A 24852-nucleotide genomic window follows, 5' to 3' on the forward strand; every position below is an offset into this window, starting at 1 on the left:
GCGGTGGCTTCGTGTTCTGATAGAAGCGAGAGCAACCGTGTTCAACAACACCCAGACTGGACGGAGGACCCCCGGTGGACGAAGCAACAAGGTGGTTCCCTTATTGCGGCGAGGCGCCAGGCCCCGAGGTCTGGCTGAGCCGCTGGAATCTTGACCCGGTGCTGGGTGCGGTGTTGCTGCTGCTGGCGCTGTCGCTGTGGCGCGCGCCCGTCGGCAGAGAGCTCACGCTGGGGCGACGCCACAGCTTGTGGGGCGCCTGGGTGCTGGCGGTGGTGCTCTTTGTCTCGCCGCTGTGTGCGCTGAGCTCAGCCTTCTTCACGGTGCGGGTCATCCACCACATTGCGCTGGTGCTGGCCATGGCACCGCTGCTGGTGCATGGGCTTGAGCCCTGGCTGCGGCGCTTGCCGGCGCCGCTGTGGACGACCACGGCCATGGCCGCCGTGGTGTTCTGGGTGTGGCACGCACCGGCCCCCTACGCGGAGGCGCTGTCGTCCGATGCCATCTACTGGCTGATGCAGTTCACCCTGCTGGCCAGCGCTGTGGTGTTCTGGATCGCGGTTCGGCGGGCCGCCCCGGCGGCGGCCATGGGCGCCATCCTCGTCACCACCGTCTTGATGGGCATGCTGGGCGCGCTGATCACCTTTGCCGGGCGGCCGCTGTATCCGCCGCATTTCGCGTCTGCCATCAGCTGGGGGATGGCACCGCTGGAAGACCAGCAACTCGCCGGCATCATCATGTGGGCGCCTGGCAGCATGGCCTACCTGGCCGCGGCGGTGTGGATCGGCTGGCGCTGGCTGGACGCCGAACGCGCGCGCGGCGTGCGTGCCGACGCCGCATGAACCTGATTGCCGCCATCGAGTGGGCTGAGGGCTACCACCGACGCGGTCTCTATTCGCCGATCGGCGTTGCATTCCACTGGATCATGGCGGCGCTGATGTTTTTCCAGCTCGCGCATGGCTGGTTCCTGGGGTGGCAACCGGTGGGGGGCGACAAATACCTGGGTTACCAGACCCACACGCAGATCGGGCTCACCATCATGCTGCTGGGCTCGCTGCGCTTTTTCTGGCACAGCCAGATCACCGGGCCCGAGAACGTGGACGAGTCGTCGCTCGCGGGCAGGGCCAGCCGCGTGCTGCAGGCCTGGTTCTATGTGAGCTTCTTCGCCTTGCCCATCAGCGGCTGGGTCATGTGGTCCACCTTGCCCGGTGACCTGCCGTTGTCCATCGCCGGTGTGATCCCGTTTCCCAACCTGCCTTTCGATCAATTGTCCGAAGACCTGCAGTGGCGCCTGATGCAGTGGGCCGCCACCGCGCACTTCTACATCGTGTGGATCACCATGCTGGTGATTCCCGGCCACGCTGGGGCGGCCGTGTTGCACTACCTGCTCAAGCGCGACAAGGTGCTGCCCTCGATGTTCGACCTCAACGGTCCGGACGTGGCGGGCGTGATGGGATCCGGGCCAGATACAGGCTCAACTGCCGCACCTCCCCGGGATTGAGCGCCTGCGCCACCTTTAACATCTCATGATTGCCGTCGTTGCGCCGTTTCGCCACCTGCCAGTCCTGCATCTGCTGGGCCAGGTAGAAGGCCGGCTGGGCGTTCAGCGGCGGGCCCAGTTCGGTGCCCGCACCCTCTGCGCCGTGGCACTGCTGGCACTTCGCGGCGTACAACGCGGCTGTGGACGGGGCGACGGTTTCCTGGGTGGCGCCGGGCAGCGCTTGCGGCGGCAGGGCGGCGTAGTGGTTGGCCACCCGCACGCGTTCGTGGCTGTCCAGAAAACGCGCCACGTCGCGCATCACCTCGTGCGGCCGCAAGCCGGTGGCGTAGTCCTGCATCTGCTTCTGCAGGTAGCCGGCAGGCAGGCCGGCCAGGCGCGGTGCGTCGAACCCGTTGCCCTCGCCGCGCACGCCGTGGCAGGTGGCGCAGGCGTAGCGCGCGCCACCTTCACCGCCGCTCATGGCAATCACCTCGCCGCTGCGGCCGAATCGGTCGTCGCTGGTGGCCATGCGGTCGGTGCAGGCGGTCATCAGTGTGAGGGCGCAGGCGGCCAGCCACAAGGCGCGGAACTTCGGCGGCCGGCGTTCGTGGAGCGAAGAAGGTGTGTGCATGGACACTAGATCATCGCCCATGCCGCGTACCCGAAATTCACCCAGGGGCTATTCGGGCCTCTGGCTGGTGCTGGCCTGCTTCAGCCTGGTGGCCTGCGACGGGCCGCCCGACCGCACTCCCACGTTGGGCGACGCCAGCGCCGAAGCCGGCTTGCGGCTCGTCACCGAAAAAGGCTGCGTGGCCTGCCACACGTTTCCGGACGTGCCGTGGCCGCGCGGCGGGCTCGGGCCTTCGCTGCAGGACTTTGCCCGACAGGGCCTGATCGCCGGGCAGCTGCCGAACCAGCCCGGCGTGTTGATGCAATTTGTCAGAAACGCCCCCGCGCTCAAGCCCGGGACGGCCATGCCGGCCATCACCATGACGGACCAGGAAGCCCGCGATGTCACAGCCTATCTCCTCACGCTCCAACCTCGCTGAGGCCTTGAGCGGCTGGCCCCCGCCGGTGCTCGATCCGCACGGCCCGTTTTCGAACACGGTCACCTCGCTGGCGTGGGTGCTGATTGCCCTGGTCACGCTCATCTTCGTGCTGGTGTGCGTGGCCATGTGGGTGGCGCTGTACGGCAGCGACGAACTGCGCGCGAAGCTCGGCGGTGTGGGCGTCGTCAAATGGTTCGGGCTGATCATTCCGGCCGGCATCCTGTTCCTGCTGCTGGTCTGGGGCCTCACGCTGGCCGCCGGCATGACAACCATCAAGGGCGACGAGCTGCGCATGCGCGTGTCCGGCAACATCTACTGGTGGCGCGTGTCCTACCTGGATGCGGCGGGCAAGGAGATCCATGCAGACGCCAACGAACTGCACATTCCGGTCGGCCGCCCGGTGGTGGTCGAGATGGTGTCCGAAGACGTGATCCACAGCTTCTGGGTGCCCAAGCTGGGCGGCAAGATGGACATGATCCCCGGTCGCACCAACCGGCTCAAGCTGCAGGCCGACAAGGCGGGCGTGTACGGCGGGCAGTGCGCCGAATTCTGCGGCGGTGCGCACTCGCTCATGGGCTTCATGGTGGTGGCGCACGAGCCGGCCGACTGGCAGCGCTGGAACGAAGCGCGGCTGGCGCGCCAGGCGCCACAAGCGGCCCCAGCCGCTGCACCGGCCAACGACGAGGTGCTGCGCGGACGCCAGCTGTTTGGCGAGGCCGGCTGCGCCGCCTGCCACCGCGTGGCCGGCACCTCTGCGCAAGGGCTCTCGGGTCCGGACCTCACGCACATCGGTTCGCGCCAGTCGCTGGGTGCCGGCATCCTGCCCAACACCCGCGGCACCCTGATCGGCTGGATCGGCGACAGCCAGTCGATCAAGCCCAACAACCGCATGCCGGCCTACCGTTCGCTGGAGGCCGCCGAACTCAATGCACTGGCGGCCTACATGGAGTCCTTGAAGTGACGCAGGCCGTTCCCCCGGGCGTGGCGGGCGCGATCGAAGACGCGGCGAGTGCGGCGTCGGAAACCGGCTTCGACGCCCGGCTCTACGAGCGTTTTCCGACGCGAGGCAAAAGACCGCGAGGCGAACTCGAGGCCCTGAAGAAGGTGTGGGAAACGCCGACAGGCTGGCGGGCGTTCAGCGCCGTCAACAACAACTTCATCGGCTTGCTGTTCATCATCACGGCCTTCGGGTTCTTTGTGGCCGCGGGTGTGCTGTCGCTGGTGATGCGCGTGCAGCTGGCTGCGCCGCTGGCGGACGTGGTGCCGCAGGAAACCTACAACCAGCTGTTCACGATGCACGGCTCGGTGATGATGTTCCTCTTCGCCGTGCCCGCCGTCGAGGCCATCGCCGTGATGCTGCTGCCGCAGATGATCGCCGCGCGCGACCTGCCGTTCCCGCGACTCTCGGCGTACTCGTACTGGGCCTACCTCATTGGCGGCGTGGTCTTCTTCTGCTCGATCTTCTTCAGCCTGGCGCCCTCGGGCGGCTGGTTCATGTACCCGCCGTTGAGCGACGGCGTCTACTCCAAGGGCATCAACGCGGACTTCTGGCTCCTGGGCATCGGCTTCATCGAGATCAGCGCGATTGCCGGCGCCATCGAGCTCATCGTCGGCGTGCTGCGCACACGCGCGCCGGGCATGACGCTGTCGAAGATGCCGATCTATGCGTGGGCGGTGCTGATCTTCGGCGTGATGATCATCCTGGCCTTCCCGGCCATGATCATGGTGACCTTCCTGCTGGAACTGGAGCGCGCGTTCAACTGGCCGCTGTTCGACGCCACGCGCGGTGGCGATCCGCTGCTGTACCAGCACCTGTTCTGGTTCTTCGGCCATCCGGATGTCTACATCATCTTCATCCCGGCCTCGGCCATGGTGTCGGCCATGATCGTCACGGTGGCGGGCAAGCCGCTGGTGGGCCACGAGATCGTGGTGCTGGCCTTGATCGCCACGGGCTTCATCAGCTTCGGGGTCTGGGCGCACCACATGTTCACGGTGGGCCTGCCGGGGCTCTCTGCGGGTTACTTTTCGGCTGCGTCGATGGCGGTGGCGATTCCGGCGGGGGCGCAGGTGTTCGCGTGGATCGCCACGCTTGCCTCGGGCAAGGTTCAGCGCAACGTGCCGTCGCTGTTCCTGGTGGGCGGCATCCTGATCTTCGTGATGGGTGGCCTCACCGGTGTGATGGTGGGCATGGTCGCCTTCGACGGCCAGGCCCACGACACCTACTTTGTCGTCGCGCACTTTCACTACGTGCTGATCGGCAGCATGGTGTTCCCGCTGTTCGCCGGCTTCTACTACTGGATGCCGATGCTCAACGGCCGGCAACTGTCCGAGCGGGTGGGGCGGTGGGTCTTCTGGCTCAACTTCGTCGGCGTGCATGTGTGCTTCCTGCCCATGCACCTCACCGGACTCATGGGCATGCCCAGGCGGGTGGACACCTACCTGCCGGGGCGCTCCTTCGACGTGCCGAACCTGATCTCGACGGTGGGCGCCTTCATCATGGCGGCGGGGGTGCTGCTGTTCCTGATCGACGCCATTCGCTGCTTCACCCGCAAGGGCGATGAAGAAGGCAACGCGCGCAACGTCTACAACGGCGGCACGCTGGAGTGGCTGTCCACCGGCAACTACGCGGTGCGTTCGATCCCTGTCGTGAGTTCCCTGGAGCCCCTGTGGGCCGATCCCCGACTGCGCGAAGACGTGGAGGCCGGGCGCTACTTCCTGCCCGGCACCGCCACCGGTGAGCGCGAGACGCTGATCACGAGCAGCGCGCGCGCCGAGCCGCAGTATGTGCAGATCATGCCGGGGCCTTCGTGGTGGCCGTTGCTGGCGGCGCTCTTCACCGCGGGCTGTTTCCTGCTGCTGACGGTGAAGGCCCTCACGCTCAGCGCGGTCTGCGGCGTGCTGGCCGTCGTCTGCATCATGCGATGGGTCTGGGGCAACGACCGGCACATCGAGCAGAAGGAGGTGGACGCGGGCGGGGGCATTCTGCTGCCGACCTACGTGACCGGCCCGCAATCGCACGGCTGGTGGGCCGCGGTGCTGCTGGTCATCGTGCTGGGGATGATCTACCTCATGGCGATGTTCGGGTACCTCTACCTGTTCGGATCCCATCCTGAGTGGTGGAAGGTGGTTGCGCCGCGCGGCGCGCTGGTGCCTGGCGTGCTGCTGCTGGGTGCGTCGGCGGGCTTGGCGTGGGCGGCGCGGCCGTTGATGGCGACGATGAAGCGCGGCAGCGGCGCCAGCGCGGCGGCGATGACGCTGAGCATGCTGTGCTTGGTGGGCGCGCTGGTGGTGGATGGACTCGACTGGTGGAACGCCGGGCTGCGCGGTGATGCCAGCGGGCAGGGCGCCACCATCTACGCCATGATGGCCTGGCACGGCTCCGTGGTCATTGCGGTGGTGTTGTCGGCGGGGTACTACGTCGCACGCTGGGTGCGCGGCCTGGCACCCGCCCCGGCCAACAAGACGCTGGAGGCGCTGCGCATCCTGTTCATCTTCGCCGCGATGGAGGGCGCCGCCGGCCTGCTGCTGCCGCGTGTGTTGCCGTGGGGCGGCGTGTGAAGTCGACGAACCCCCTGCGCTGGCGGCCGATGATCACGGCGTTCGTGATCTGGTTCGCGCACTTCATGGTGGTCTGGGCGGCAAGCGAGATCTGGGCACACCAGTGGATGGCGAACGCCGTGGCCTGGGTGGCCACCGCCATTGCGCTGGTGGCGGTGGGTGTGCATTGGGTGCGGGTGAAGGCACGGCACGCCGAGGGCGCGCTGTCCGACTGGAACCACCACTTCGCCCAGGGTGCTGTGGCCATCGCCACGGCGGCGGTGGTGTTCAGCGCATTGCCCTCGCTGGTGTTCCTGCCCTGAGCGCAGGCTAGCGCTGCCGGGTGCCGAGCTTGCGGTACACCGTGGCGCGGCTGATGCCGAGCGCGCGCGCCGCTTCCTTCACGTTGCCACGTGCGTCGTCCACGGCTTTGCGGATGAGGGCGGTTTCCATGTCTTTCAGCGGTATGCCGTGCGCGGCGGCGTGTGCGGGCGGGCCGCCGCGCTCGCCGTTGCGGTTCAGTTGCGCCAGCATGCACAACCGCAGGCCGGACCACAGTGGCACTTCGAACGGGCCGCGCTGGGCGCGGGCGGCATCGAACAGCGCTTCCATGGGCACGGCAAAGAGATCGCTGCAGTGGCCGGGCACCATGCCTGGGGCGATGCCCAGCATCTCGGCGGCCGAACGGTTGAGCGCGGTCACCCGGCCGTCGTCGTCCAGGCCCACCAGGCCATCGCTGTCGTCGCCGATCACGCGGCCGGGCCAGTTCAGGCACAGCAGCAGGCGGTGCGGCCGGCCGAGCGTGAGCGCGTTCTCGATGCTGCGCGCCGATTGCGTGACGAGGTGCTTGAGCGCGGGCTGCTCAATCACATTCACGCCGGTGAGGTCGAGCATGCCCACGCACTGGCCGTCAGGCCCCCAGATGGGCGCGCCAGCGCAGCTGTAGACGCTGGTGTCGTCGTAGAAGTGTTCGCCCCGGTGCAGCCACACGGGCTGCAGCTCGGCCAGCGTGGTGCCGATGGCGGTGGTGCCCACGGCGCGTTCGGACAGGTCCACACCCACACGGGCGATGCTGGAGGCGTACGGGTTGTGTCGGTCCACCGGGCCGTTCACGTCGATCACCGTGCCCCGTGCGTCGGTGAGGATGGCGAAGTAGCGCGTGTGCGCCATGGCGCGCGTGAGCGACTGGATCACCGGCGCGGCCGCGCGCAGCAGCGGCTGGTTGGCCTCGATCGCGTGGCGCATGGCGGCGGCGGTGACGGGGTCGAAGGCAATGTGTTGTTGCGGCTGGAAGCCCTGGTCGAGGCAGCGGCGCCAGGAGCGTTCCACCCAGGGTGCCAGCAGCGGCGGCGCCGACGGCGTGCGCGACCCCAGCACCGCCTTGCGCGCCTGCTCGATGAGCGCAAGCCGCTGCTGGTGGGGAACCGTGGGCTGGGACTGTGGGGTCACGATCGGCTGGAGGGTGGGGGCGAACGCCATTAAAGCAGCGTTTGTGCGCCAGCGCACACGCCCGAGCGGCCTGCTCGGGTAAGGGTCATCCCTAGCCCGGCCAGCGCCACGACCAGCGGGTTTCCCTGGCGAGGGCGTCCAGGTCTTGCGGCGTGTCCAGGTCGCGGGTGTAGTGCGGGTTGTCCACGTCCCACAGGTGCACCGACCCGGGGTGCGCGGCGCGCCACTGGCGCAGGCTGGGTTGCATGGGGTCGATGAGCGCGGCGCGGACATGCGAATCGAACATCACCGGATGACCCGGCTGGCCATGCACGCGCGGCACCTGCACGCGCGCGCCGGCGGGGCGTGCATCGAACGCGTCCATAGCGGCCTGCACGTCCGCGGTGTCGATGAGCGGCTGGTCGGCCAGCAGCACCACCACGCGTTGCACATCGTGCGCCAGGGCGCGCAGGCCGGCACGCAGCGACGAAGACGTGTCGTCGTCGGGGCGCGGGTTGATCACGCACAGCGGGGAGAGCTCGTCGGGCAGGCGGGCCACATGGGCCTGGATGTCCTGAGCGTGGTGGCCGAGCACCAGCACCAGGTCGTGCCGGGCCTTGCCGCGCAGCGGCTGCACATGCGTGAGCAGCCGCTCCAGCAGCGTTTTGCCGTTGAGTTCGAGCAGGCATTTGGCGATGCCACCCATTCGGCGGCCGGCACCAGCTGCAAGGATGACGAAACCGGTCTTCACGAGGGGACGAAGCAGGTGGGCGCAGACGGCGCGCTGGCTTCCTGCGAGTTCTTGGCGCTGGCCACGTCCATGTCGCGCGGCAACGGCACGCCGTTCTTCACCGCCAGCACCTCGGCCATGATGCTCACCGCAATCTCGGGCGGCGTCTTGCTGCCGATGTAGATGCCGATGGGGCCGCGCAGGCGGGCCAGGCTCTCGGGCGTCTGATCGAAGTGTTCGATCATGCGCGCGTGCCGCGCTTCGTTGTTGCGGCGCGAGCCGATGGCGCCCACATAGAAGGCTTCGGTCTCCAGCGCTTCGAGCAGCGCCAGGTCGTCCAGTTTCGGGTCGTGCGTGAGGGCAATCACGCAACTGCGGCGGTCGACGTGGAATTCACGCACCACGTCGTCGGGCATCTCGGTGACCAGCGTGACGCCGGGCACCGACCACGCGGTGCGGTATTCCTCGCGCGGGTCGCACACGGTCACGGCGAAACCGCTGAACAGCGCCATGGTGGCCAGGTACTCGGTGAGCTGGCCGGCACCAATCAGCAGCATGCGGTATTCGGGGCCGAAGGTGTTGCTGAGCACCTGGCCATCGTCGATGAGCGAAGCGGGCGCCTGCGCGGCGCGCAGCGTCACGCGGCCGCTGGCCAGCTCGGTGCGCCGCTCCATCATCTGACCACCGGCCAGCGACTGCACCAGCGCGGCCAGCGAGGCGGCATCGGGGTTGAACTCCAGCACCAGTTCCAGCGTGCCGCCGCAGGGCAGGCCGAAACGGTGGGCCTCGTCGGCGCTCACGCCGTACTTCACGCGCTCGGGCGTGCCGTCGGGAATCTCGTGCGTGATGCCGGGGGGCGCGGTGCTGCCCTGCACCGCACCGTGCGCGCGGCTGTAGCGGTAGATCAGGTCGTCTTCGATGCAGCCGCCCGAGACCGAGCCCACCACCGCACCGGTTTCGCACAGCGCCATGATGGAGCCCACAGGGCGGGGCGAAGATCCCCACGTGCGCACCACGGTGGCGAGCAGGGCGCGGTGGCCCTGTTCGCGCCAGCCCTGCAGGGTGCGCAACACGGTGACGTCCAGGTTTTCCACGATGAGTTCCTCAGGCCTGGGTGGCCATGTAGATGATGCCGGCAATGACCACCGCGATGGCAGCCCAGGCCCAGGTGGGGATGCCGCCAGAGGCAGGTGCCGGCGGGGGAGCCGCCACCACGGCGCCGGGGGCGGCCGGGTAGCGGCGTTGCAGTTCCTCGTCGAACCGGCGGAAGAAGTCCTCCGCCAGCGATTTGGCCGCGCCGTCGATCAGGCGCTGGCCGAGTTGCGCGATCTTGCCGCCCACCGAGGAGTGCACGGTGTAGCTGAGATCGCAGCCGCTGTCGGTGGGCTTGAGCAGCACGGCAGAGGTGCCCTTGCCGAAGCCGGCCACGCCGCCCTGGGCATCGAAGCTGAGCTTGTACGACTCGGGCGGCACGATGTCGGTGAGCACCACGCGGCCATTGAAGCGCGCAGACACGGGGCCGATCTTGATGGCGGTGCCTACGGCGTAAGTGTTGGGTTCGGTGAGCTCGAATTTCTCGCAGCCCGGAATGCAGGTCTTGAGGATCTCGGGGTCGTTGAGGGCCTCCCAGGCCTGTTGCTGGGTCACGGCGAGCGGCCGGCTGCCTTGCATGTCCACGGTGGTATCTCCTGTCAGGTCGGAATGGTGAATGAATTCGGGTTGTTCAGCCGCGCTGCATGAGCGATGCCATGGAACGGGCGAGGTCTTCGAGGCGGCTCAGGTTGTGCACGGCGAGCATGCCGTGCGCGTGGCGGTGCAGCACGCTGGCCCCGCTGGCCAGCGGTGCGTAGCCATCAAAGCGCAGCAGCGGGTTGAGCCAGAGCAGTTGGCGCGAATGACGGCCCAGCCATTGCAGTTCCTGTTCCAGCACCTCGGGCGCGCCGGTGTCCAGGCCGTCGGTGATGAGCAGCACCACCGTGCGCCGCCCGACCAGGCAGCGCGGGTGCCTCTCGCGCAGTTGAGAAAGCGACGTGCCCAGGCGCGTTCCCCCGGCGAAGTCGTCGATGGCGGCATTGGCCTGCGCCAGCATCTCATCGGTGTCGCGGTGGCGGAAGGCAGGGCGCAGGTCGGTGAGATCGGTGCCGAAGGCAAACGCGGAACGCGGCGTGCCGCGCGTGGCCTGGTGCAGAAAGGCGAGCAGCAGGCGGGCGTAGCGTTCCATCGAGCCCGAGATGTCGACCAGGATCAGCAACGGCAGCGGCTGGCGTCGCGGGGTCATGCGCGGGAGTTCGAGCAGTTCGCCGTCGTGCCGGCGGGCCTGCTGCAGGGCGCGCGGCCAGTTGGGCCGGTGGCCGCGAGTACCGGCGCGCTCGCGGCGGGCGCGGAACGGCGGCAAAGGCAGGGGGATCTGCCGCACCAGTTGTTCGACCAGGCGGAATTCGCTGGCGGAGAGTTCGGCAAAGTCGGCATGGCGCAGGCGCTGCTGGTCGCTGGCGGTCATGGCGGCGTCGAACTTGATTTCGGTTTCGCCCTGGTTGGGTGCGCGCGCCTTGAGGCCCGCCACGCTCAGGGCCTCCTGCACGCGCGCCTTGCGCCGCACGGGGTGCGCCTTGGCGGCCTTGGGCAGCATCTGCGAGAGCAGTTGCTGGGCGAGTTCGGGATTGCGGAAAAAGGCCTCGAACATCTCGCTGAACACGCCGATGTCTTGCTGACGGCTGACCAGCACGGCTTCGAGTGCGGCGCGCAGGTCGTCCTTGCGCTCCACGCCCACGATCTCCGCAGCGGTGATGGCGCTGGCAATGCGCGCGCTGTCCACCGGCACGCCGGCGCGGCGCAAGGCGCGGCCAAAGGCGGTGATGTGGTCGGGGAGCTTCCCGCTTCTTGCGTCTCCGAGGATCATGCCGGTGCTGAAAAATGCCGTTTGCCCTGAGCTTGTCGATGGGCTCTGGTGGTCTGGGCATGGAAGGGCTTCGACAAGCTCAGCCCGAACGGAGAGGAGCTCACGACAAACCCCATCAAACTGGTTCAGGAGCCAACAACTGATCCAGCATCGGCAACAAGGCGGCCACGTCCTCCCGCTGCTTGAACAGGATGCCCGCCGTGTCCTGGATCACCTCAGGGTCAAGCGTGAGCGTGTCCAGCGCCACCAGCGCCTTGGCCCAATCCACACTCTCGGCAATGCCGGGGCTGCGCTGGAAGGCGTTGGCGAAGGGTTGGCCGCGCAGGCGCGAGACGAAGCGCGTGACCTGCTCGGTGAGTTGCGCGCTCGCCTCGGGCACCTGGCTGCGGACGATGGCCAGCTCGCGTTCGCGCTCGGGGTAATCGAGCCACTGGTAGAGGCAACGGCGCTTCACCGCGTCGTTCAAATCGCGCGTGCGGTTGCTGGTGAGGATGGTCAGCGGCGCCGCCACGGCCTCGATGGTGCCGAGCTCGGGAATGCTCACCTGGTATTCGCCCAGGTACTCCAGCAGGAACGCTTCGAAGGGTTCGTCGGCGCGGTCGACCTCGTCGATCAGCAGCACCGCGCCGGGTGCGGGCGTCTGCAGCGCCTGCAGCAACGGGCGGCGGATGAGGTAGCGCGCCTGGTAGACCTCGCGCTCGATTTCATCCGGGGTCGAGGTCGCCTGCGCGGCGCGCATGTGCAGCAACTGCGCCGTGTGGTTCCACTCGTAGAGCGCCTCGCGCTGTTCCATGCCGTCGTAGCACTGCAGCCGCACCAGAGGACGGCCCAGTACCCTGGCGAGTGCCTTGGCGAGTTCGGTCTTGCCCACGCCGGGTTCACCTTCGAGCAGCAGCGGGCGTTGCAGGCGCATGGCCAGAAACACGGCGGTGGCCAGCCGCCGGGGTGCGTGGTAGCCCACGCCTTGCAGGGCGTGGGTGAGGCCGTCGATCGAATCGGTGTCGGGCAAACCGATCACCCGTTCGCCTGCCGCACCGCGGCCTGCGTCTGCACGGTGACCAGATGCGCACGGTACGCGGCGCTGGCGTGCAGGTCGCCGTTCATCTCGCTGGCGTCCACCTTTACGTCGGCCACGGCTTCGGGCGTGAAGCTCTTCGACAAAGCCGCTTCCAGCCCCTTGTGACGGAACACACCATTGCCGGTGCCGGTCACGGCCACTCTGGGGCCCGATGGGGTGAGCGCCACGAACACCCCCACCAGTGCAAAGCGCGAAGCGGGCTGGCGGAACTTGGCGTACGCCGCCTTGGTGGGCACTGGAAAACGGAACGCGGTGATGAGTTCGCCCGGTTCGAGGGCCGTGGTGTACAGGCCCTGGAAGAAGTCATCGGCAGCGATCTGGCGGCGGTCCGTCACGACGGTGGCGCCCAGGCCCAGCACCGCGCTGGGGTAGCAGGCGGCCGGGTCGTCGTTGGCCACCGAGCCGCCGATGGTGCCGCGCGCGCGCACCTGGCGGTCGCCGATGCCGTTGGCCAAAGCGGCGAGGCCCGGAATCAGCCGTTTCACATCGGCGTTGTCGGCCACGTCCTGGTGGCAGGTCATGGCGCCGATCACCAGCGTCTGGCCCTCGACCTTGACGCCGCGCAGTTCGGCCACACCGCCCAGGTCGACCAGGTTTTCGGGGCGCATGAGGCGCTGCTTCATGGAAGCGATCAGCGTCTGACCACCAGCAAGCGCCTGTGCGCCGCCGGCCGCCACGCGCTTGGCGTCGGCGAGGGTCTTGGGTTGTTCGAGCGTGAATGCGTACATGGTGTGCTCCTTACTTCTTCGCCGATTGAATGGCTTCCCACACACGGCTGGGACTGGCGGGCATGTCGAGGTCTTTCACGCCCAGCGGTCCCAGCGCGTCCAGCACGGCGTTGATCACGGCCGGCGGCGATCCGATGGCGCCGGCCTCGCCGCAGCCTTTGGTGCCCAGCGGGTTGGTGGTGCAGGGCGTGCACACCGTACCGAGCCGGAAGTCCGGCACGTCGTCGGCGCGCGGCATGGCGTAGTCCATGAACGAGCCCGTGACGAGCTGGCCGGTTTCGCGGTCGTACACGCAGTTCTCGAGCAGTGCCTGGCCGATGCCTTGCGTGAGGCCGCCATGCACCTGGCCTTCCACGATCATGGGGTTGATGATGGTGCCGAAGTCGTCCACCGCGGTGAAACGGTCGATGCGCACCACGCCGGTGTTCGGGTCCACCTCCACCTCGCAGATGTGGGTGCCTGCGGGGAAGGTGAAGTTGGTCGGGTCGTAGAACGCGGTTTCGTTCAGGCCCGGCTCCAGCTTGTCCAGCGGGTAGTTGTGCGGCACATACGCCGTGAGCGCGACCTGACCGAAGGTCACCTTCTTGTCGGTGCCCTTCACGGTGAACTCGCCGTTGGCGAAGTCCACGTCGGCGTCGCCGGTTTCCATCAGGTGCGCCGCGATCTTCTTGGCCTTGGCTTCGATCTTGTCGAGCGCGCGCATGATCGCCGCGCCGCCCACCGAGATCGAGCGCGAGCCGTAGGTTCCCATGCCGAAAGGCACGCGGCCGGTGTCGCCGTGCACGATGTCCACCTGGGACGGGTCCAGGCCCAGGCGCGAAGCCACCACCTGCGCGAAGGTGGTCTCGTGCCCCTGGCCATGGCTGTGCGAGCCGGTGAACACCGTCACGCTGCCGGTGGGATGCACGCGCACCTCGCCGCATTCGAACAACCCGGCGCGCGCACCGAGCGCCCCGGCCACGTTGCTGGGCGCCAGGCCACAGGCTTCGATGTAGCTGCTGTAGCCCACGCCGCGCAGCAGGCCCTTGGCCTTGGACGCGGACTTGCGCTGTTCGAAGGTGGCCATCTCGGCGAGTTCGTTGGCCTTGGCCATGCACGCCGGGAAATCACCGGTGTCGTACTGCAGCGCCACCGGCGTCTGGTACGGGAATTCGGTGATGAAGTTGCGGCGGCGGATCTCGTCCTGCGACAGGCCGGTTTCCCACGCCGCGCGGCTGACGATGCGCTCGAGCAGGTAGGTGGCCTCGGGTCGGCCGGCTCCCCGGTAGGCGTCCACGGGCGAGGTGTTGGTGAACCAGGCGTCTACCTCCACATACACCTGCGGCGTCTTGTACTGCCCCGCGAGCAGCGTGGCGTACAGGATGGTGGGCACGGCGGTGGAGAAGGTGGAGAGGTAGGCGCCGAGGTTGGCGTCCGTGTGCACCTTGAAGGCGAGGAAGTGGCCGTCCTTGTCGAGCGCCATCTCGGCGTGCGTCACGTGGTCGCGGCCGTGTGCGTCGCACAGGAAGGCTTCCGAGCGGTCGCAGTTCCACTTGATGGCGCAGTTGAGCTTCTTGGACGCCCAGGTGAGGCACACGTCTTCGGCGTACAGGAAGATCTTGGCGCCGAAGCCACCACCCACGTCGGGCGCGATCACGCGCACCTTGTGCTCGGGCAGCCCGAGCACGAACGCCGTCATCAGCAGACGCTCCACATGCGGATTCTGGTTGGCCACGTAGAGCGTGTAGTCGTCGCCGGCGCGGTTGTAGGTGGCAATGGCAGCGCGCGGCTCCATCGGGTTGGGCGCGAGACGGTTGTTGATCAGGTCGATCTTCGTCACGTGCGCGGCACCGGCGAACGCGGCGTCCACCTGGCCCTGGTCGCCAATGGCCCATTTGTAGCAGTGGTTGTCGGCGGCGGCTTCGTGCAGGGCGGGGGCGCCAGATTTCATGGCGTCGCGCACGTCGACCACAGCGGCCAGCGGTTCGTAGTCCACGTCCACCAGCTCGGCGGCGTTCTTCGCGTTTTCCAGCGTGTCGGCCACCACCATGGCCACGTGGTCGCCCACGTAGCGCACCTTCTGGAAAGCCAGGATCGGGTGTGGCGGCTCCTTCATCGGCTGGCCGGCGGTGTCGGTGATGAGCCAGCCGCAGGGCAGGCCGGCAATCTTGTCGGCGGCGACGTCGCTGCCATCCAGGATGCCGATGACGCCGGGCGCTGCCAGCGCGGCGGTCTTGTCGATCTTGCGGATGTTGGCGTGCGCGTGTGGCGAGCGCACGAACACGGCGTGGTGCATGTTGGGCAGCACGATGTCGTCGGTGTACTGGCCGGCACCGGTGAGGAAGCGGTAGTCCTCCTTGCGCAGCAAGGATTCGCCGATATGGGGGAGTTTGGAGAAGTCGGAAGCACCCATGTTGTGTTCTCCTTCAGGCCTTCATGGCCTGTGCGCCTTGCCGCACGGCCTTGACGATGTTCTGGTAGCCCGTGCAGCGGCACATGTTGCCTTCGAGCTGCTCGCGCACTTCGGTGGCGCTGGCGCCGGGGTTGGACTTGCACAGGCTCACGGCACTCATCACCATGCCGGGGGTGCAGAAGCCGCATTGCAGGCCATGGCACTCCTTGAACGCGTTCTGCATCGGGTGCATGGTGCCGTCGGCACCCGCCAGGCCTTCGATGGTGGTGACCTCGGTGCCGGCCACCTGGGCCAGCAGCACATTGCACGACTTGACCGCGCGGCCGTCGACCATCACGGTGCAGGCGCCGCACTGGGCGGTGTCGCAACCCACGTGGGTGCCGGTGAGCTTGAGATGTTCGCGAAGTGTCTGCACCAGCAGCGTGTGCGGCGCGGCATCGACGGTCACGGCTTTGCCGTTGACCCTGAGTTGAACCTGCATGCTTGTCTCCTGTTTTGGGTGGGGGCCGGACAAGTTGAGCACGCAGGCCAGAGCCCGGGTTCCGGGTTAACCCTGAAATCTGGTGGCCACCGTCAATCATTCTCAAATTGAGACTTGACGGCGCGCCGGGCGCCTGCAGAAGCGCCTATTTCGGTCGGGGACGCTTCAGCTGCGGCTGCACGGCCTGGAGCCGGCCGGCGCGCAGCTCGCCCACGGCGTGCGCCACGGCCAGCGCCACGTTGCGGGTTTCTTGCTGGATGGCAGCATCCTCGTCCAGGGTGTCGTGGCTGTTGGCGTAGGGCTCGTAGTAGCCGATGTAGCGGTCCAGGCGGGCCTGCACGCCGGCATCGATGAAACCCATCCAGTCCAGCCAGTCGGACAGGGCGCGGCGCGAGCCTTCGATGCCGGCCACGTCGCCGTGCACGACCAGGCCATAGGCGCGCCCTTCGAGGTGCTTCGGATAGTCCCAGCCGGCCATCTCCAGGGACTTGGCCTTGTCGGGCTTCTTGCCACCCGTGGAGGTGGGGTCGGGGTTGCCGCCGTCGGCGCACACCAGGCGGTCGATCATCAGCTTGAGCGGGCTCGGGCTCTGGTACCAGTAGACCGGGGTGACGATGATCACCGCGTGCGCGGCCGTCCAGCGTTCGTAGATCTCGGCCATCCAGTCGTGCGTCTGGTTCAGGGCGTGGTTGGGGTAGCAGCTGCAGGGCCAGTGGCACAGTGGCATGGCGGTGGACACGCAGCCCTTGCAGGGGTGGATGTGCAGGGCGTATTCGGAGGTGATGAGGCTCAGGTCGAGCACGTCGGTCTCGATCTGCTGCTGCGCCAGCGCCTCGCGCGCGATTTCGGTGAGCCGGAAGGACTTGGAGATCTCACCCGGGCAGGTGCCGTCGTTGCGCGCAGAGCCGCACACCAGCAGGACGCGCGACTGCGTGTCCGGCCGTGCCCAGCGCGCCTGCGCCGCGTCGATGCGCTGTTTGGTGGCCACCCATTCGGAAGACAGGTCGTAGTCGGGGTCGGCGTAGCCCGCACCGGCCTTCTGCGTGACGGGCGCCTTGCGGCCCTCGGTGTAGGCTTCCCAGGCGATCACCTCCAGGCGCTGGATGCTGGCGTCCTCGGCGCGGAAAGCCGGGTCCATGAAGAAAGCGCGGTAGCGTTCGGCGAAACGCTCACGGGTCAGCGGTTCAGGCGCCTGGCCTTTTCGAATGCGGGTCATGCGGGCTTCCATGCAGTGGCGGATGCGGCCACTGTGGAATCCAGCCGGGGCGAACGTCTGTTCGCTGCCGCACTCTCAGAGCTGGCTGGTGCCGCGCGTGGGCTCGGCCTGGTACCGCAGCCGGACCACGCTGCCTTCGACCACCTGCAGGTGCACGCTGGCCTTGCGGTACGACCACTTGCGGTCAACGCCGGGGATCACGTCGTCCTGCCGGCTCTTGGTGCTGATCTCCAGCCCGTAGCGCGAGCGCAGCGACGCGGTGAGACGCTGGGCCAGCGCCCGCGCCTCGCTGGCGGTGGCCGCCTGCGAACGCAGGGTGATGACCTTCAGACGGTCCTGTTCGAATTCGAACGTCACCAGAAAGCGGGCGTCGAGCAATTCGTGTTCCGGGATTTCCAGCCGCACCGGGCCGCGCGATACCGGACGGGCTTCGGGCACCAGGGCCACCACTTCCGCGGGTGAGGCACCCGCAGGTACGTCGCGCCACAGCGACTGGGCTGTGGCGGTGGTGGCCAGAAAAAGGAGGGCAGCGGAAACGAAGAACTTGTGCATCAGGGGCATTGGAGCAGCCCGGCGCCACAAAGGTTTCAGTGAGCGCCATCGGCAGGGGGCATTGTGCGTTCAAAGCGCATCGTCCAGTTGGTCTCCCAGGTGCTGCCGCCGTCCGCCGAGAACGCCTGTTCCCACAGGGGCGTGGGCGTGCCGGTCTCGCTCCAGCGGAACCGCACACGGATCGGCCGGCCGGCCAGCACATCGTCCGCATGGAAGATGCCCACGCCGTGGTGAAACCTGCCGACCACGGGCACGTCCAGCCGCCCCGGATGCCGGCCATCGAGCCACCAGATCGACCACAGGCCTGTGCTGGCATCGTGCGTGCGCAGCGTGGCGGCGCGGTAGCTGCCGGCGGGCAGATGCAGCAGGTTGTCGTCCACATTGCCTGCGCCGCCAAGCACCGGCCAGGAGTTGCACAGTCCGGCAAAGGTGTCCCAGTCGTTGCAGTGGCACAGGCGGTCTTTCAAACGACGGTGGGTGACCTGCCACCGGCCGTGCAAAAAGTCGAAATCGTGTGCGCTGGAAGGGTTCATGGTGTTCTCCAGTTTCAGATGCCGGCGCGCAGCGCCGAGCGAGGCGTGGGGACGAGCCGGTGGGTTCGGGCGGCTTGCGCGAGCCAGGGTGCGAGGGCAGGCCGGGCTTGCTGCGCCCAGGCGCCACTGCGTGCAAAGGCATCGAATGCCTCGGCGTGGTCGAACAGGGCCAGGCCCACCAGCACGGGCTGGCCCTGGTGCACCGGCAGGCGGGGAAAGTTGTTGGGGCTCGGCTCGGTGATGTACCAGGCCACGCGGCGCGCACCGCCTTGTTGCAGCACGGGCGAGAGCACTTCGCGGCACAGGGCAAGCAGTTCGCGGCCCGCGGGAACGAGCAGCGGAAACACGGTGGCGTCCAGAAGACCGGGCGCCGGAGCCGTGGTGCCCGGTGGGGGGCGACGGTGCACCCCACCGTCAATGCCCGCGCCCGGCCAGGCGGGTTGGAGCAGGTGCACATCGTCCGAATCCACCATGGTGGCATTGGCCGCGTCGCGGTGGTCCTTCCACACCGCTCCGCCATAGAACGCACTCAAGGCTGCCGCGCGCCGGGCCATGTCGGCAAAGCCGCGCAGCCAGATGAAGCGGTCGGGATCATCGAGGTCTTGGAACTGGCCGATCACGCGCATGCCTTCGGACTCCTGCGTCTCGATGAACTCGCGTTCGAACAGTTCGATGAGGGTGTCGCGCTGGCCTGCGTGCAGCGTGTAGCGGCGCAGTTCAACGATGGGGGATTCGTGCATGAATGAGGCTCCTGAAAAGTGATGCGGCCATGATGCACGTCATAACCTGACAAGGCGTGTCATGTTTAAATGCCGACCATGCAAGCCAGCCGTCTGCTCTCCATCCTCATGCTGCTGCAGGCTCGCGGCCGCATGACGGCGGGCGCGCTGGCCGATGCCATGGAGGTCTCCCAGCGGACCATCCTGCGCGACGTGGATCAGCTCTCCGCCGCGGGTGTGCCGCTGTGGGGCGAACGTGGGCGCCTGGGCGGCTTTCAGTTGCGCGAGGGCTGGAGCACCCAGCTCACCGGCATGACCGAAGCCGAAGCGAACGCCTTGCTGCTGGCCGGGTTGCCGGGGCCGGCCACCGAACTGGGGCTGGGCGCGGCGGCGGCTTCTGCCCGGCTGAAGATGGTGGCCAGCCTGCCCAGCGGCTGGCGCGAACAGGCCGACCGCGTGGGCCAGCGCCTGCACATCGACCCGGTGGACTGGTACCGCGCGCAGGACGCACCGAAATTCCTGCGCGAGGTGGCCGACGCGGTCTGGCGTGCGCGGCGCATCGAGGTGCGTTACGAAAGCTGGAAGGGCGAAGCGCTTCGTGTGCTGGAGCCGTTGGGACTGGTGCTCAAGGCCGGCGCCTGGTACGTGGTGGCGCGGCCTGCGGGCGGCACCTCACCCTCGAAGGAATTTCGCAACTACCGCCTGGCCAGCCTGCTGGCGCTGCGCGACCTGGGCCAGACCTTCAAGCGCCCTCGAAGCTTCGACCTGTCCGCCACCTGGCAGGCCTCTGCGGCGCGCTTTGAATCGGAACTGCGGCAGTTGAAGGTGCGCGCGCGCGTGACCGCGCGGTGCCTGAAGTGGCTGGCGAATGCGCGCATGCCGTATGTAGAAGGAGCCGACGGCGTGGTGGTCTTCCAGGTCGAATCGGTGGAACAGGGCGCGCGGCAGTTGCTGGGCTTCGGCCCCGAGATCGAGGTGCTGGATCCGCCTGCGCTGCGGTCTCGCCTGGCCCGCCAGGCCGAAGCGGTGGCGGCAATCTACCGCCTGCGTTGAGGCTTCATGTTCTTCTCGTGCCATTCCTTGAGCGAGAAGTCCGGGTAGCCGTCGAAGTGCGGGTCGCCCCGGCGGCCCTCCACGCGCACCCAGCCGGCTTTCGAATCGAGCAGGATGTGCGCGCTGTGCGGCGCCTCGGGCAAGGGCGTGTCGATGGCGCTGGCGTGGGGGTGCACGAGATCGGGCCAGGTCGGGTCCCAGAGCCAGAGGGCGCTGCCACACCGGCCGCAGAAGTGACGTTGTCCGGTGCTTTCGCGGGTTTCATCCCCTTCCACGATGCGGGCCCGGTACACACGCAGGTAACGCTTGCCCTTCACCTTGAGTGTGCGATGGTCTGCGCCGAGATTGATGGCGAAGCCACCTGCACCCGCGGTCTTGCGGCAGATCGAGCAGTAGCAGCGCATGAACGGCACCGGCTCGGCGGATTCGACGGAGAACTTGACGCTGCCGCAATGGCAGGAGCCTTCGAGGTGCATGGGTGCCTCCTAGGCGGGGGTGAACCAGATGGCCGCGGTGCGCATCCCCAGCCAGGTGAGCAGCAGCGAGCCGAACAGGTGCAGGGCGGCCGTGCCCATGGCGAGCATCACCCGGCCGTGTTGCAGCATGGACATGACTTCCACCGAGAAGGTGGAGAACGTGGTGAGGGCGCCGAGGAACCCGGTGATGATGGCCAGCCGCCAGGCCGGGTCGATCTGGGTCTGGCTCTGGAAGAACACCACCGCCACGCCGATGGCGTAGGCGCCGATCCAGTTGGCCGCCAGCGTGCCCCAGGGCAGGATCGCTCCGCCGTGGTTCAACCACAGCCCCAGGCGCCAGCGGGCCAGGGCGCCGAGCACGGCACCGAGGGAGATGGCGATCACGCTGTGCATGGAGTTTATGGTGTAGCCCATCCACTTGCCGTTCGCCCTGAGCTTGTCGAAGGGTTCTGGAGGTGTCGTGGAGGGGCTTCGACAGGCTCAGCCCGAACGGGGTTGGTTTTCAGAAGGGGGATCCTTCATCGTCCGCGTCGGCGGTGACGGCTTCGCGTGCTGCGGCCGGCGCGACGGTCTCGGTTGCATCTGCAGGCGCTGCGCCAAACGCCATCTCGCCACCCAGCGCTTCCAGCAATTCCGGCAGCAATTTCTGCAGTTCGCCGGTGGACAGCGCCACATCGGCATCGAAGCCGTTCTCGTCCTCGCTGCCGCGGTCCTCGAACACGCCTTCCAGGAAAGCGATCTTCTTGAGTTGCAGCGACTCGGTGAGCATGAAGCCGATGCGGCCTTCCCAGCTCATGGCCAGGCGCGTGGGCAGTTTGCCTTCGGTGATGTGTTTGCGCACCTCGTCCGTGGCCAGGTTGTGTCGGGTGAACTTCACGGCCGACTTTTCTTCGTCAGCGGACTTGAGCTCGCATTCGCGCTCCACCGCGAAACCGCCGGGCCATTCGTCGGGGGTGGTGGCCGAGAGCCACTGCGTCATGGCGGTCTGCGGCGTCACCGCCGTCTGCAAGAGCGTGATGGCCAGGCCGTCGAAGGCGCGGACGAGGGCGGTGACGACTTCGTCGAGCTTGCCCTGGCTGCTGGCGTCGGTGACCAGCCAGCCGTTCTCCGGATCGATCCAGACCCAGGCAGACGATTGCCGCTCGAAGGCTTGTGGCAGCAGGGCGAGCAGCGCGTCTTCGCGCAGTGCTTTGGTTTCCTTCTTGCCGGGCTTGCGGCCGGTGGTGGCCTCGATGTGGTCTGCCGCTTCCTGGGCCTTCTTGCGCACCACCGACCCGGGCACGCCCTTGGTCTCGATCATCAGCTTGAGGATGCGCTGCCCGGCCACCGATTCCACCAGCGGGCCGTGGGCCTCGCCGCGTGGTTCCATCCAGCCCACCGACTTGTCCTGCGTCGCTCCGCAGGGCACGAAACGCGCCGCATCCAGCGCACTCTCCATCGATTCCAGCGTCGCTGCCCAGCCGGGCGCGATGCGGTAGATCGTCACATTCTTGAACACGTCAATACCTTCAAAAAAACAAACCCTGCACCCGGATTGGGTGCAGGGCCTGCCTATCTTAGAGGATGGCGTTGGCCTACATCCTCGATGGCAGCCAGTTCACGATCTGCGGAAACCACCAGAGCAGCAGGAGCGCCAGGACCATGATGAAAAAGTAGGGCATGCACACGCGTGCGATCCAGGTGATCTCTCGCTTCGTCATGCCTTGCAGCACAAACAGGTTGAAGCCCACCGGCGGCGTGATCTGCGCCATCTCCACCACGATCACGACGAAGATGCCGAACCAGATCAGGTCGATGCCGGCCGCCGTGACAGTGGGCAGGATCACGCCCATGGTCAGCACGATCATGGAGATGCCGTCGAGGAAACAACCGAGCACGATGTAGAACAGCGCGAGCGCCAGCAGCAGCACGCCCGGGGTGAGATTCAACCCAGTGACGAACTCGGCGAGGTGACGCGGCAGCCCGATGTAGCCCATGGCCAGCGTGAGAAACGCCGCGCCGGCCAGGATGAGCGCGATCATGCAGTAGAGCCGCGTGGCCCCCATCAGCGAATCTCGGAAGGTGGTCCAGTTCAGCGAACCCTGGGCGGCCGACAGGATGAGCGCGCCCACCACACCCACGGCCGCCGCCTCGGTGGCGGTCGCAATGCCGGTGTAGATGGTCCCGATCACACCGCCGATGAGCAGGATCACGGGAATCAGGTGGCGCGATTCGCTCAGCTTCTGCATGAAGCTCATGCGCGTGTCGCTGAGTGGCACCTTGCTGGGGTTGAGCAGCGCCCAGACCATCAAGTGACCACTGAACAGCGCGGCCAGCATCAGGCCCGGCAGTACGCCAGCGACAAAGAGCTTGGCGATCGAGACCTCGGCCGCCACGCCGTAGACGATCATGATGATCGACGGCGGGATCAACAGGCCCAGCGTGCTGGCGCCACCCAGTGAACCCACGATCTTGTCGGGTGGGTAGCCGCGCTTGGTGAGCTCGGGAATGCTCATCTTGCCGATGGTGGCGCAGGTGGCTGCCGACGAGCCCGACACCGCCGCAAAGATGGTGCTTCCCAGGATGTTGGTGTGCAGCAGCCGGCCGGGCAAGGCATTCACCCACGGCGCCAGACCCCGGAACATGCTCTCCGAGAGCTTGGTGCGGAACAGGATCTCGCCCATCCACACGAACAGCGGCAGCGCGGTGAGCGTCCAGCTGCTGGCCGATCCCCAGATGGTGATGGCCATGGCATCGCCCGCAGGCCGCGACGAAAAAAGCTCCATGCCGATCCAGGCCACGCCCGCGAGCGTGAGCCCGATCCACACGCCACTGCCCAGCAGCACGAACAGCGAGACGATGAGCAGGGTGGTGACGACCACTTCATTCATGGCGCGTCTCCACACTGTCATGCGAGCGCTTGCGCCGCAGCTCCAGCACCCATTCGTCGACCAGTGCCACCAGCAGCACGGTGGTGCCCACGCCCATGAGGATCTGGGGAATCCACAGCGGCGTGGCGTCGGCCGAGGTGGAGATGTCGTGGAACTGGTGCGACTGCCAGGCCAGCCGCCAGGCGTAGACCGCGAGCAGACCCGCGAGCACCACCGCCACCGACAGCGACCACAGCTCCAGGCCGCGCCGCGCGCCGCCCGTGAGCTTGCCGATGATCAGCGTGACGCGGATGTGTTCGCCGCTCTTGAGCGTGTGCGCCAGCGCGAGGAACCCGGCGCCCGCCATGGCGTAGCCCGCGTAAGCGTCGGTGCCGGGCACATAGAACTGGAGTGCGCGGCCCAGCATGGACAGCAGCACCATGACCAGCACGCCGATCATGAAAAGCGCGGCCAGCCAGGCCGCGCCGGTGTAGAGGAAATCAAGCGTCTTGCGCATTCGAGACTTTCGAGGCGTACTGACCAACCCGACCCAGTGGCGCCGCGGAACCGGCTTTGCCGGGCCGCAGGCGCCGCCCCCTTGAGGGGGTCGCGCGATGCGCGGCGGGGGGACTATTTTTTGTACGCGTCGAGCATGGCCTGGCCTTCAGGGCCGGCTTTATCAAGCCATTCCTTGACCATGGTTTCGCCGACCTTCTGCATGTCGGCCTTGAGTGCGGCCGAAGGCGGCTCCACCGCCATGCCGTTGGTCTTGAGGATCGCCAGCGTGTCGGTGTTCACCTTCTGCGATGCAGCCCAGCCGCGCGTCTCGGCTTCAGCAGCGGCCTTCAGCAGGGCGTCCTGCGTGGGCTTGTCGAGCGCATCGAATGCTTTCTTGTTGACGATGACGGCGTTCTTGGGCAGCCAGGCCTGCACGTCGTAATAGAACTTCAGGTGTTCGTAGAGCTTGCTGTCCACACCGGTGGCGCCCGAGGTCATGTTGGCTTCCACGGCGCCGGTGGCCAGGGCCTGCGAGAGTTCAGCGGCCTGCACGGTGACCGGCTGCGCGCCCACCAGTTCGGCGATGCGCGAGGTGGCCGGGCTGTAGGCGCGCCACTTGCTGCCCTTGAGGTCGGCGGCGCTGGCCACCGGCTTCTTGCTGTAGATGCCCTGGGGTGGCCAGGCCACCGTGTAGAGCAGCTGCATGCCCTGCTCGGCGAGCTTCTTCTCCAGGATCGGCTTCTGCGCCTTGTAGAGCTTCATCGACTGGTCGTAACTGGTGGCCAGGAAGGGCAGGCCGTCCGCACCGAACATCTGCCATTCGTTCTGGTAGGCCGCGAGCAGGATCTCGCCAGCTTGCGCTTGTCCACCCTGCACAGCGCGCTTGATCTCGGGCGCCTTGAACAACGAAGCGCCCGGGTGCACGGTGATCTGCAGCTTGCCGCCAGTGGCCTTGTTCACGTCGGCCGCGAAGGTGGCGAGGTTGACGGAATGGAAATTGGTGGCGGGGTAGGCCGCGGGCAGGTCCCACTTGGTCTGGGCGTGGGCGGCGGTGCTCAGGACGAGCGCAGCAGCGATCAAACCGAATTGGTGCTTCATGGTTTCTCCGGGACAATGGTTGGATGAAGAGGAGTCACAGCATAAATGCAAATAGTGGG

At 67.4% G+C, this 24852-nt stretch carries 27 protein-coding genes; 7 read left to right on the forward strand and 20 right to left on the reverse strand.

From position 1 onward, the window contains the following. The first annotated feature begins 74 nt into the window (after positions 1 to 74). Positions 75 to 839 carry a cytochrome c oxidase assembly protein gene (locus tag ACTIEY_RS06660; protein ID WP_439518336.1) on the forward strand — a complete coding sequence of 255 codons (765 nt, stop codon included), beginning with the start codon at positions 75 to 77 and terminating at the stop codon, positions 837 to 839. Further along, a complete protein-coding gene (locus ACTIEY_RS06665) occupies positions 836 to 1498 on the forward strand; it encodes a cytochrome b (RefSeq protein WP_439518337.1) in 663 nt (220 codons plus the stop codon). Before ACTIEY_RS06660 ends, ACTIEY_RS06665 begins: the two co-directional genes overlap by 4 nt. Here the strand turns inward: ACTIEY_RS06665 and ACTIEY_RS06670 are convergent. Continuing rightward, on the reverse strand, positions 1422 to 2108 hold the full coding sequence (locus ACTIEY_RS06670) for a c-type cytochrome (protein ID WP_439518338.1): 687 nt from the start codon (positions 2106 to 2108) through the stop codon (positions 1422 to 1424). The two genes, ACTIEY_RS06665 and ACTIEY_RS06670, sit on opposite strands and share 77 nt — an antisense overlap. Here ACTIEY_RS06670 and ACTIEY_RS06675 point away from each other — a divergent pair. From ACTIEY_RS06675 to ACTIEY_RS06690, 4 genes are read left to right on the forward strand one after another with little or no spacing between them, the layout of a single operon-like run. Continuing rightward, the gene (locus tag ACTIEY_RS06675) at positions 2107 to 2526 is read left to right on the forward strand and encodes a c-type cytochrome (RefSeq protein WP_439518339.1); all 420 of its coding nucleotides are present in this window, start codon (positions 2107 to 2109) and stop codon (positions 2524 to 2526) included. The genes ACTIEY_RS06670 and ACTIEY_RS06675 overlap by 2 nt on opposite strands. Then, the gene (coxB, locus tag ACTIEY_RS06680) at positions 2489 to 3487 is read left to right on the forward strand and encodes a cytochrome c oxidase subunit II (protein WP_439518340.1); all 999 of its coding nucleotides are present in this window, start codon (positions 2489 to 2491) and stop codon (positions 3485 to 3487) included. Before ACTIEY_RS06675 ends, coxB begins: the two co-directional genes overlap by 38 nt. Further along, positions 3484 to 6084 (forward strand): cbb3-type cytochrome c oxidase subunit I, encoded by a 2601-nt coding sequence (locus ACTIEY_RS06685; RefSeq protein WP_439518341.1) that lies wholly within the window; start codon positions 3484 to 3486, stop codon positions 6082 to 6084. Before coxB ends, ACTIEY_RS06685 begins: the two co-directional genes overlap by 4 nt. Continuing rightward, positions 6081 to 6386, forward strand: a complete 306-nt coding sequence (locus ACTIEY_RS06690; protein WP_439518342.1) for a hypothetical protein — start codon at positions 6081 to 6083, stop codon at positions 6384 to 6386. Before ACTIEY_RS06685 ends, ACTIEY_RS06690 begins: the two co-directional genes overlap by 4 nt. Before the next feature lie 7 nt (positions 6387 to 6393). On the opposite strand, the gene ACTIEY_RS06695 is transcribed toward ACTIEY_RS06690, so the two are convergent. From ACTIEY_RS06695 to ACTIEY_RS06755, 13 genes are all read right to left on the reverse strand, one after another. Beyond that, positions 6394 to 7515 carry a helix-turn-helix domain-containing protein gene (locus tag ACTIEY_RS06695; RefSeq protein ID WP_439519415.1) on the reverse strand — a complete coding sequence of 374 codons (1122 nt, stop codon included), beginning with the start codon at positions 7513 to 7515 and terminating at the stop codon, positions 6394 to 6396. Positions 7516 to 7603: 88 nt separating this feature from the next. Beyond that, a complete protein-coding gene (locus ACTIEY_RS06700) occupies positions 7604 to 8242 on the reverse strand; it encodes a nucleotidyltransferase family protein (RefSeq protein ID WP_439518343.1) in 639 nt (212 codons plus the stop codon). Further along, positions 8239 to 9315: an XdhC family protein gene (locus ACTIEY_RS06705; protein ID WP_439518344.1), complete on the reverse strand. Its 1077-nt coding sequence runs from the start codon at positions 9313 to 9315 to the stop codon at positions 8239 to 8241. Before ACTIEY_RS06705 ends, ACTIEY_RS06700 begins: the two co-directional genes overlap by 4 nt. Before the next feature lie 10 nt (positions 9316 to 9325). Then, the gene (locus ACTIEY_RS06710; protein WP_439518345.1) at positions 9326 to 9898 is read right to left on the reverse strand and encodes a CoxG family protein; all 573 of its coding nucleotides are present in this window, start codon (positions 9896 to 9898) and stop codon (positions 9326 to 9328) included. A 46-nt stretch (positions 9899 to 9944) separates the two neighbouring features. After that, positions 9945 to 11120 carry a vWA domain-containing protein gene (locus tag ACTIEY_RS06715; protein ID WP_439518346.1) on the reverse strand — a complete coding sequence of 392 codons (1176 nt, stop codon included), beginning with the start codon at positions 11118 to 11120 and terminating at the stop codon, positions 9945 to 9947. 115 nt (positions 11121 to 11235) lie between these two features. Beyond that, the gene (locus ACTIEY_RS06720) at positions 11236 to 12129 is read right to left on the reverse strand and encodes an AAA family ATPase (RefSeq protein ID WP_439518347.1); all 894 of its coding nucleotides are present in this window, start codon (positions 12127 to 12129) and stop codon (positions 11236 to 11238) included. 5 nt (positions 12130 to 12134) lie between these two features. Next, positions 12135 to 12926: an FAD binding domain-containing protein gene (locus ACTIEY_RS06725; protein ID WP_439518348.1), complete on the reverse strand. Its 792-nt coding sequence runs from the start codon at positions 12924 to 12926 to the stop codon at positions 12135 to 12137. A gap of 10 nt (positions 12927 to 12936) precedes the next feature. Then, positions 12937 to 15318, reverse strand: a complete 2382-nt coding sequence (locus tag ACTIEY_RS06730) for a xanthine dehydrogenase family protein molybdopterin-binding subunit (protein WP_439518349.1) — start codon at positions 15316 to 15318, stop codon at positions 12937 to 12939. A 13-nt stretch (positions 15319 to 15331) separates the two neighbouring features. Beyond that, positions 15332 to 15799 (reverse strand): (2Fe-2S)-binding protein, encoded by a 468-nt coding sequence (locus tag ACTIEY_RS06735; protein WP_439518350.1) that lies wholly within the window; start codon positions 15797 to 15799, stop codon positions 15332 to 15334. Positions 15800 to 15944: 145 nt separating this feature from the next. Further along, positions 15945 to 17015 carry a flavodoxin family protein gene (locus tag ACTIEY_RS06740; RefSeq protein ID WP_439518351.1) on the reverse strand — a complete coding sequence of 357 codons (1071 nt, stop codon included), beginning with the start codon at positions 17013 to 17015 and terminating at the stop codon, positions 15945 to 15947. A gap of 75 nt (positions 17016 to 17090) precedes the next feature. Beyond that, entirely contained in the window at positions 17091 to 17567 is a 477-nt protein-coding gene (locus ACTIEY_RS06745; protein WP_439518352.1) for a hypothetical protein, read from the reverse strand. Positions 17568 to 17602: 35 nt separating this feature from the next. Next, on the reverse strand, positions 17603 to 18100 hold the full coding sequence (locus ACTIEY_RS06750; protein WP_439518353.1) for a DUF1579 domain-containing protein: 498 nt from the start codon (positions 18098 to 18100) through the stop codon (positions 17603 to 17605). 14 nt (positions 18101 to 18114) lie between these two features. Continuing rightward, a complete protein-coding gene (locus ACTIEY_RS06755) occupies positions 18115 to 18840 on the reverse strand; it encodes an NIPSNAP family protein (RefSeq protein ID WP_439518354.1) in 726 nt (241 codons plus the stop codon). A 78-nt stretch (positions 18841 to 18918) separates the two neighbouring features. Here ACTIEY_RS06755 and ACTIEY_RS06760 point away from each other — a divergent pair, with 78 nt between their 5' ends. Continuing rightward, on the forward strand, positions 18919 to 19872 hold the full coding sequence (locus ACTIEY_RS06760; protein WP_439518355.1) for a helix-turn-helix transcriptional regulator: 954 nt from the start codon (positions 18919 to 18921) through the stop codon (positions 19870 to 19872). Here ACTIEY_RS06760 and ACTIEY_RS06765 read toward each other — a convergent pair. The 6 genes from ACTIEY_RS06765 to ACTIEY_RS06790 form a co-directional block, all read right to left on the reverse strand. Continuing rightward, complete coding sequence (locus ACTIEY_RS06765; protein ID WP_439518356.1) at positions 19857 to 20348, reverse strand: GFA family protein; 492 nt, start codon at positions 20346 to 20348, stop codon at positions 19857 to 19859. The two genes, ACTIEY_RS06760 and ACTIEY_RS06765, sit on opposite strands and share 16 nt — an antisense overlap. Before the next feature lie 9 nt (positions 20349 to 20357). Beyond that, positions 20358 to 20741, reverse strand: coding sequence for a fluoride efflux transporter CrcB (gene crcB, locus ACTIEY_RS06770; protein WP_439518357.1), 384 nt, complete (start codon positions 20739 to 20741; stop codon positions 20358 to 20360). Between the two features lie 109 nt (positions 20742 to 20850). Beyond that, entirely contained in the window at positions 20851 to 21846 is a 996-nt protein-coding gene (locus ACTIEY_RS06775) for a recombination-associated protein RdgC (protein ID WP_439518358.1), read from the reverse strand. A gap of 76 nt (positions 21847 to 21922) precedes the next feature. Beyond that, positions 21923 to 23218, reverse strand: a complete 1296-nt coding sequence (locus tag ACTIEY_RS06780) for a TRAP transporter large permease (protein WP_439518359.1) — start codon at positions 23216 to 23218, stop codon at positions 21923 to 21925. Further along, a complete protein-coding gene (locus tag ACTIEY_RS06785; protein ID WP_439518360.1) occupies positions 23211 to 23714 on the reverse strand; it encodes a TRAP transporter small permease in 504 nt (167 codons plus the stop codon). The genes ACTIEY_RS06780 and ACTIEY_RS06785 overlap by 8 nt, the downstream gene beginning before the upstream one ends. 113 nt (positions 23715 to 23827) lie before the next feature. Beyond that, positions 23828 to 24793: a TRAP transporter substrate-binding protein gene (locus ACTIEY_RS06790; protein ID WP_439518361.1), complete on the reverse strand. Its 966-nt coding sequence runs from the start codon at positions 24791 to 24793 to the stop codon at positions 23828 to 23830. Between the last annotated feature and the right edge of the window lie 59 nt (positions 24794 to 24852).

Origin of the sequence: Hydrogenophaga sp., assembly GCF_051858985.1 — a bacterium.
In the GTDB taxonomy this organism is placed as follows: domain Bacteria; phylum Pseudomonadota; class Gammaproteobacteria; order Burkholderiales; family Burkholderiaceae_C; genus Hydrogenophaga.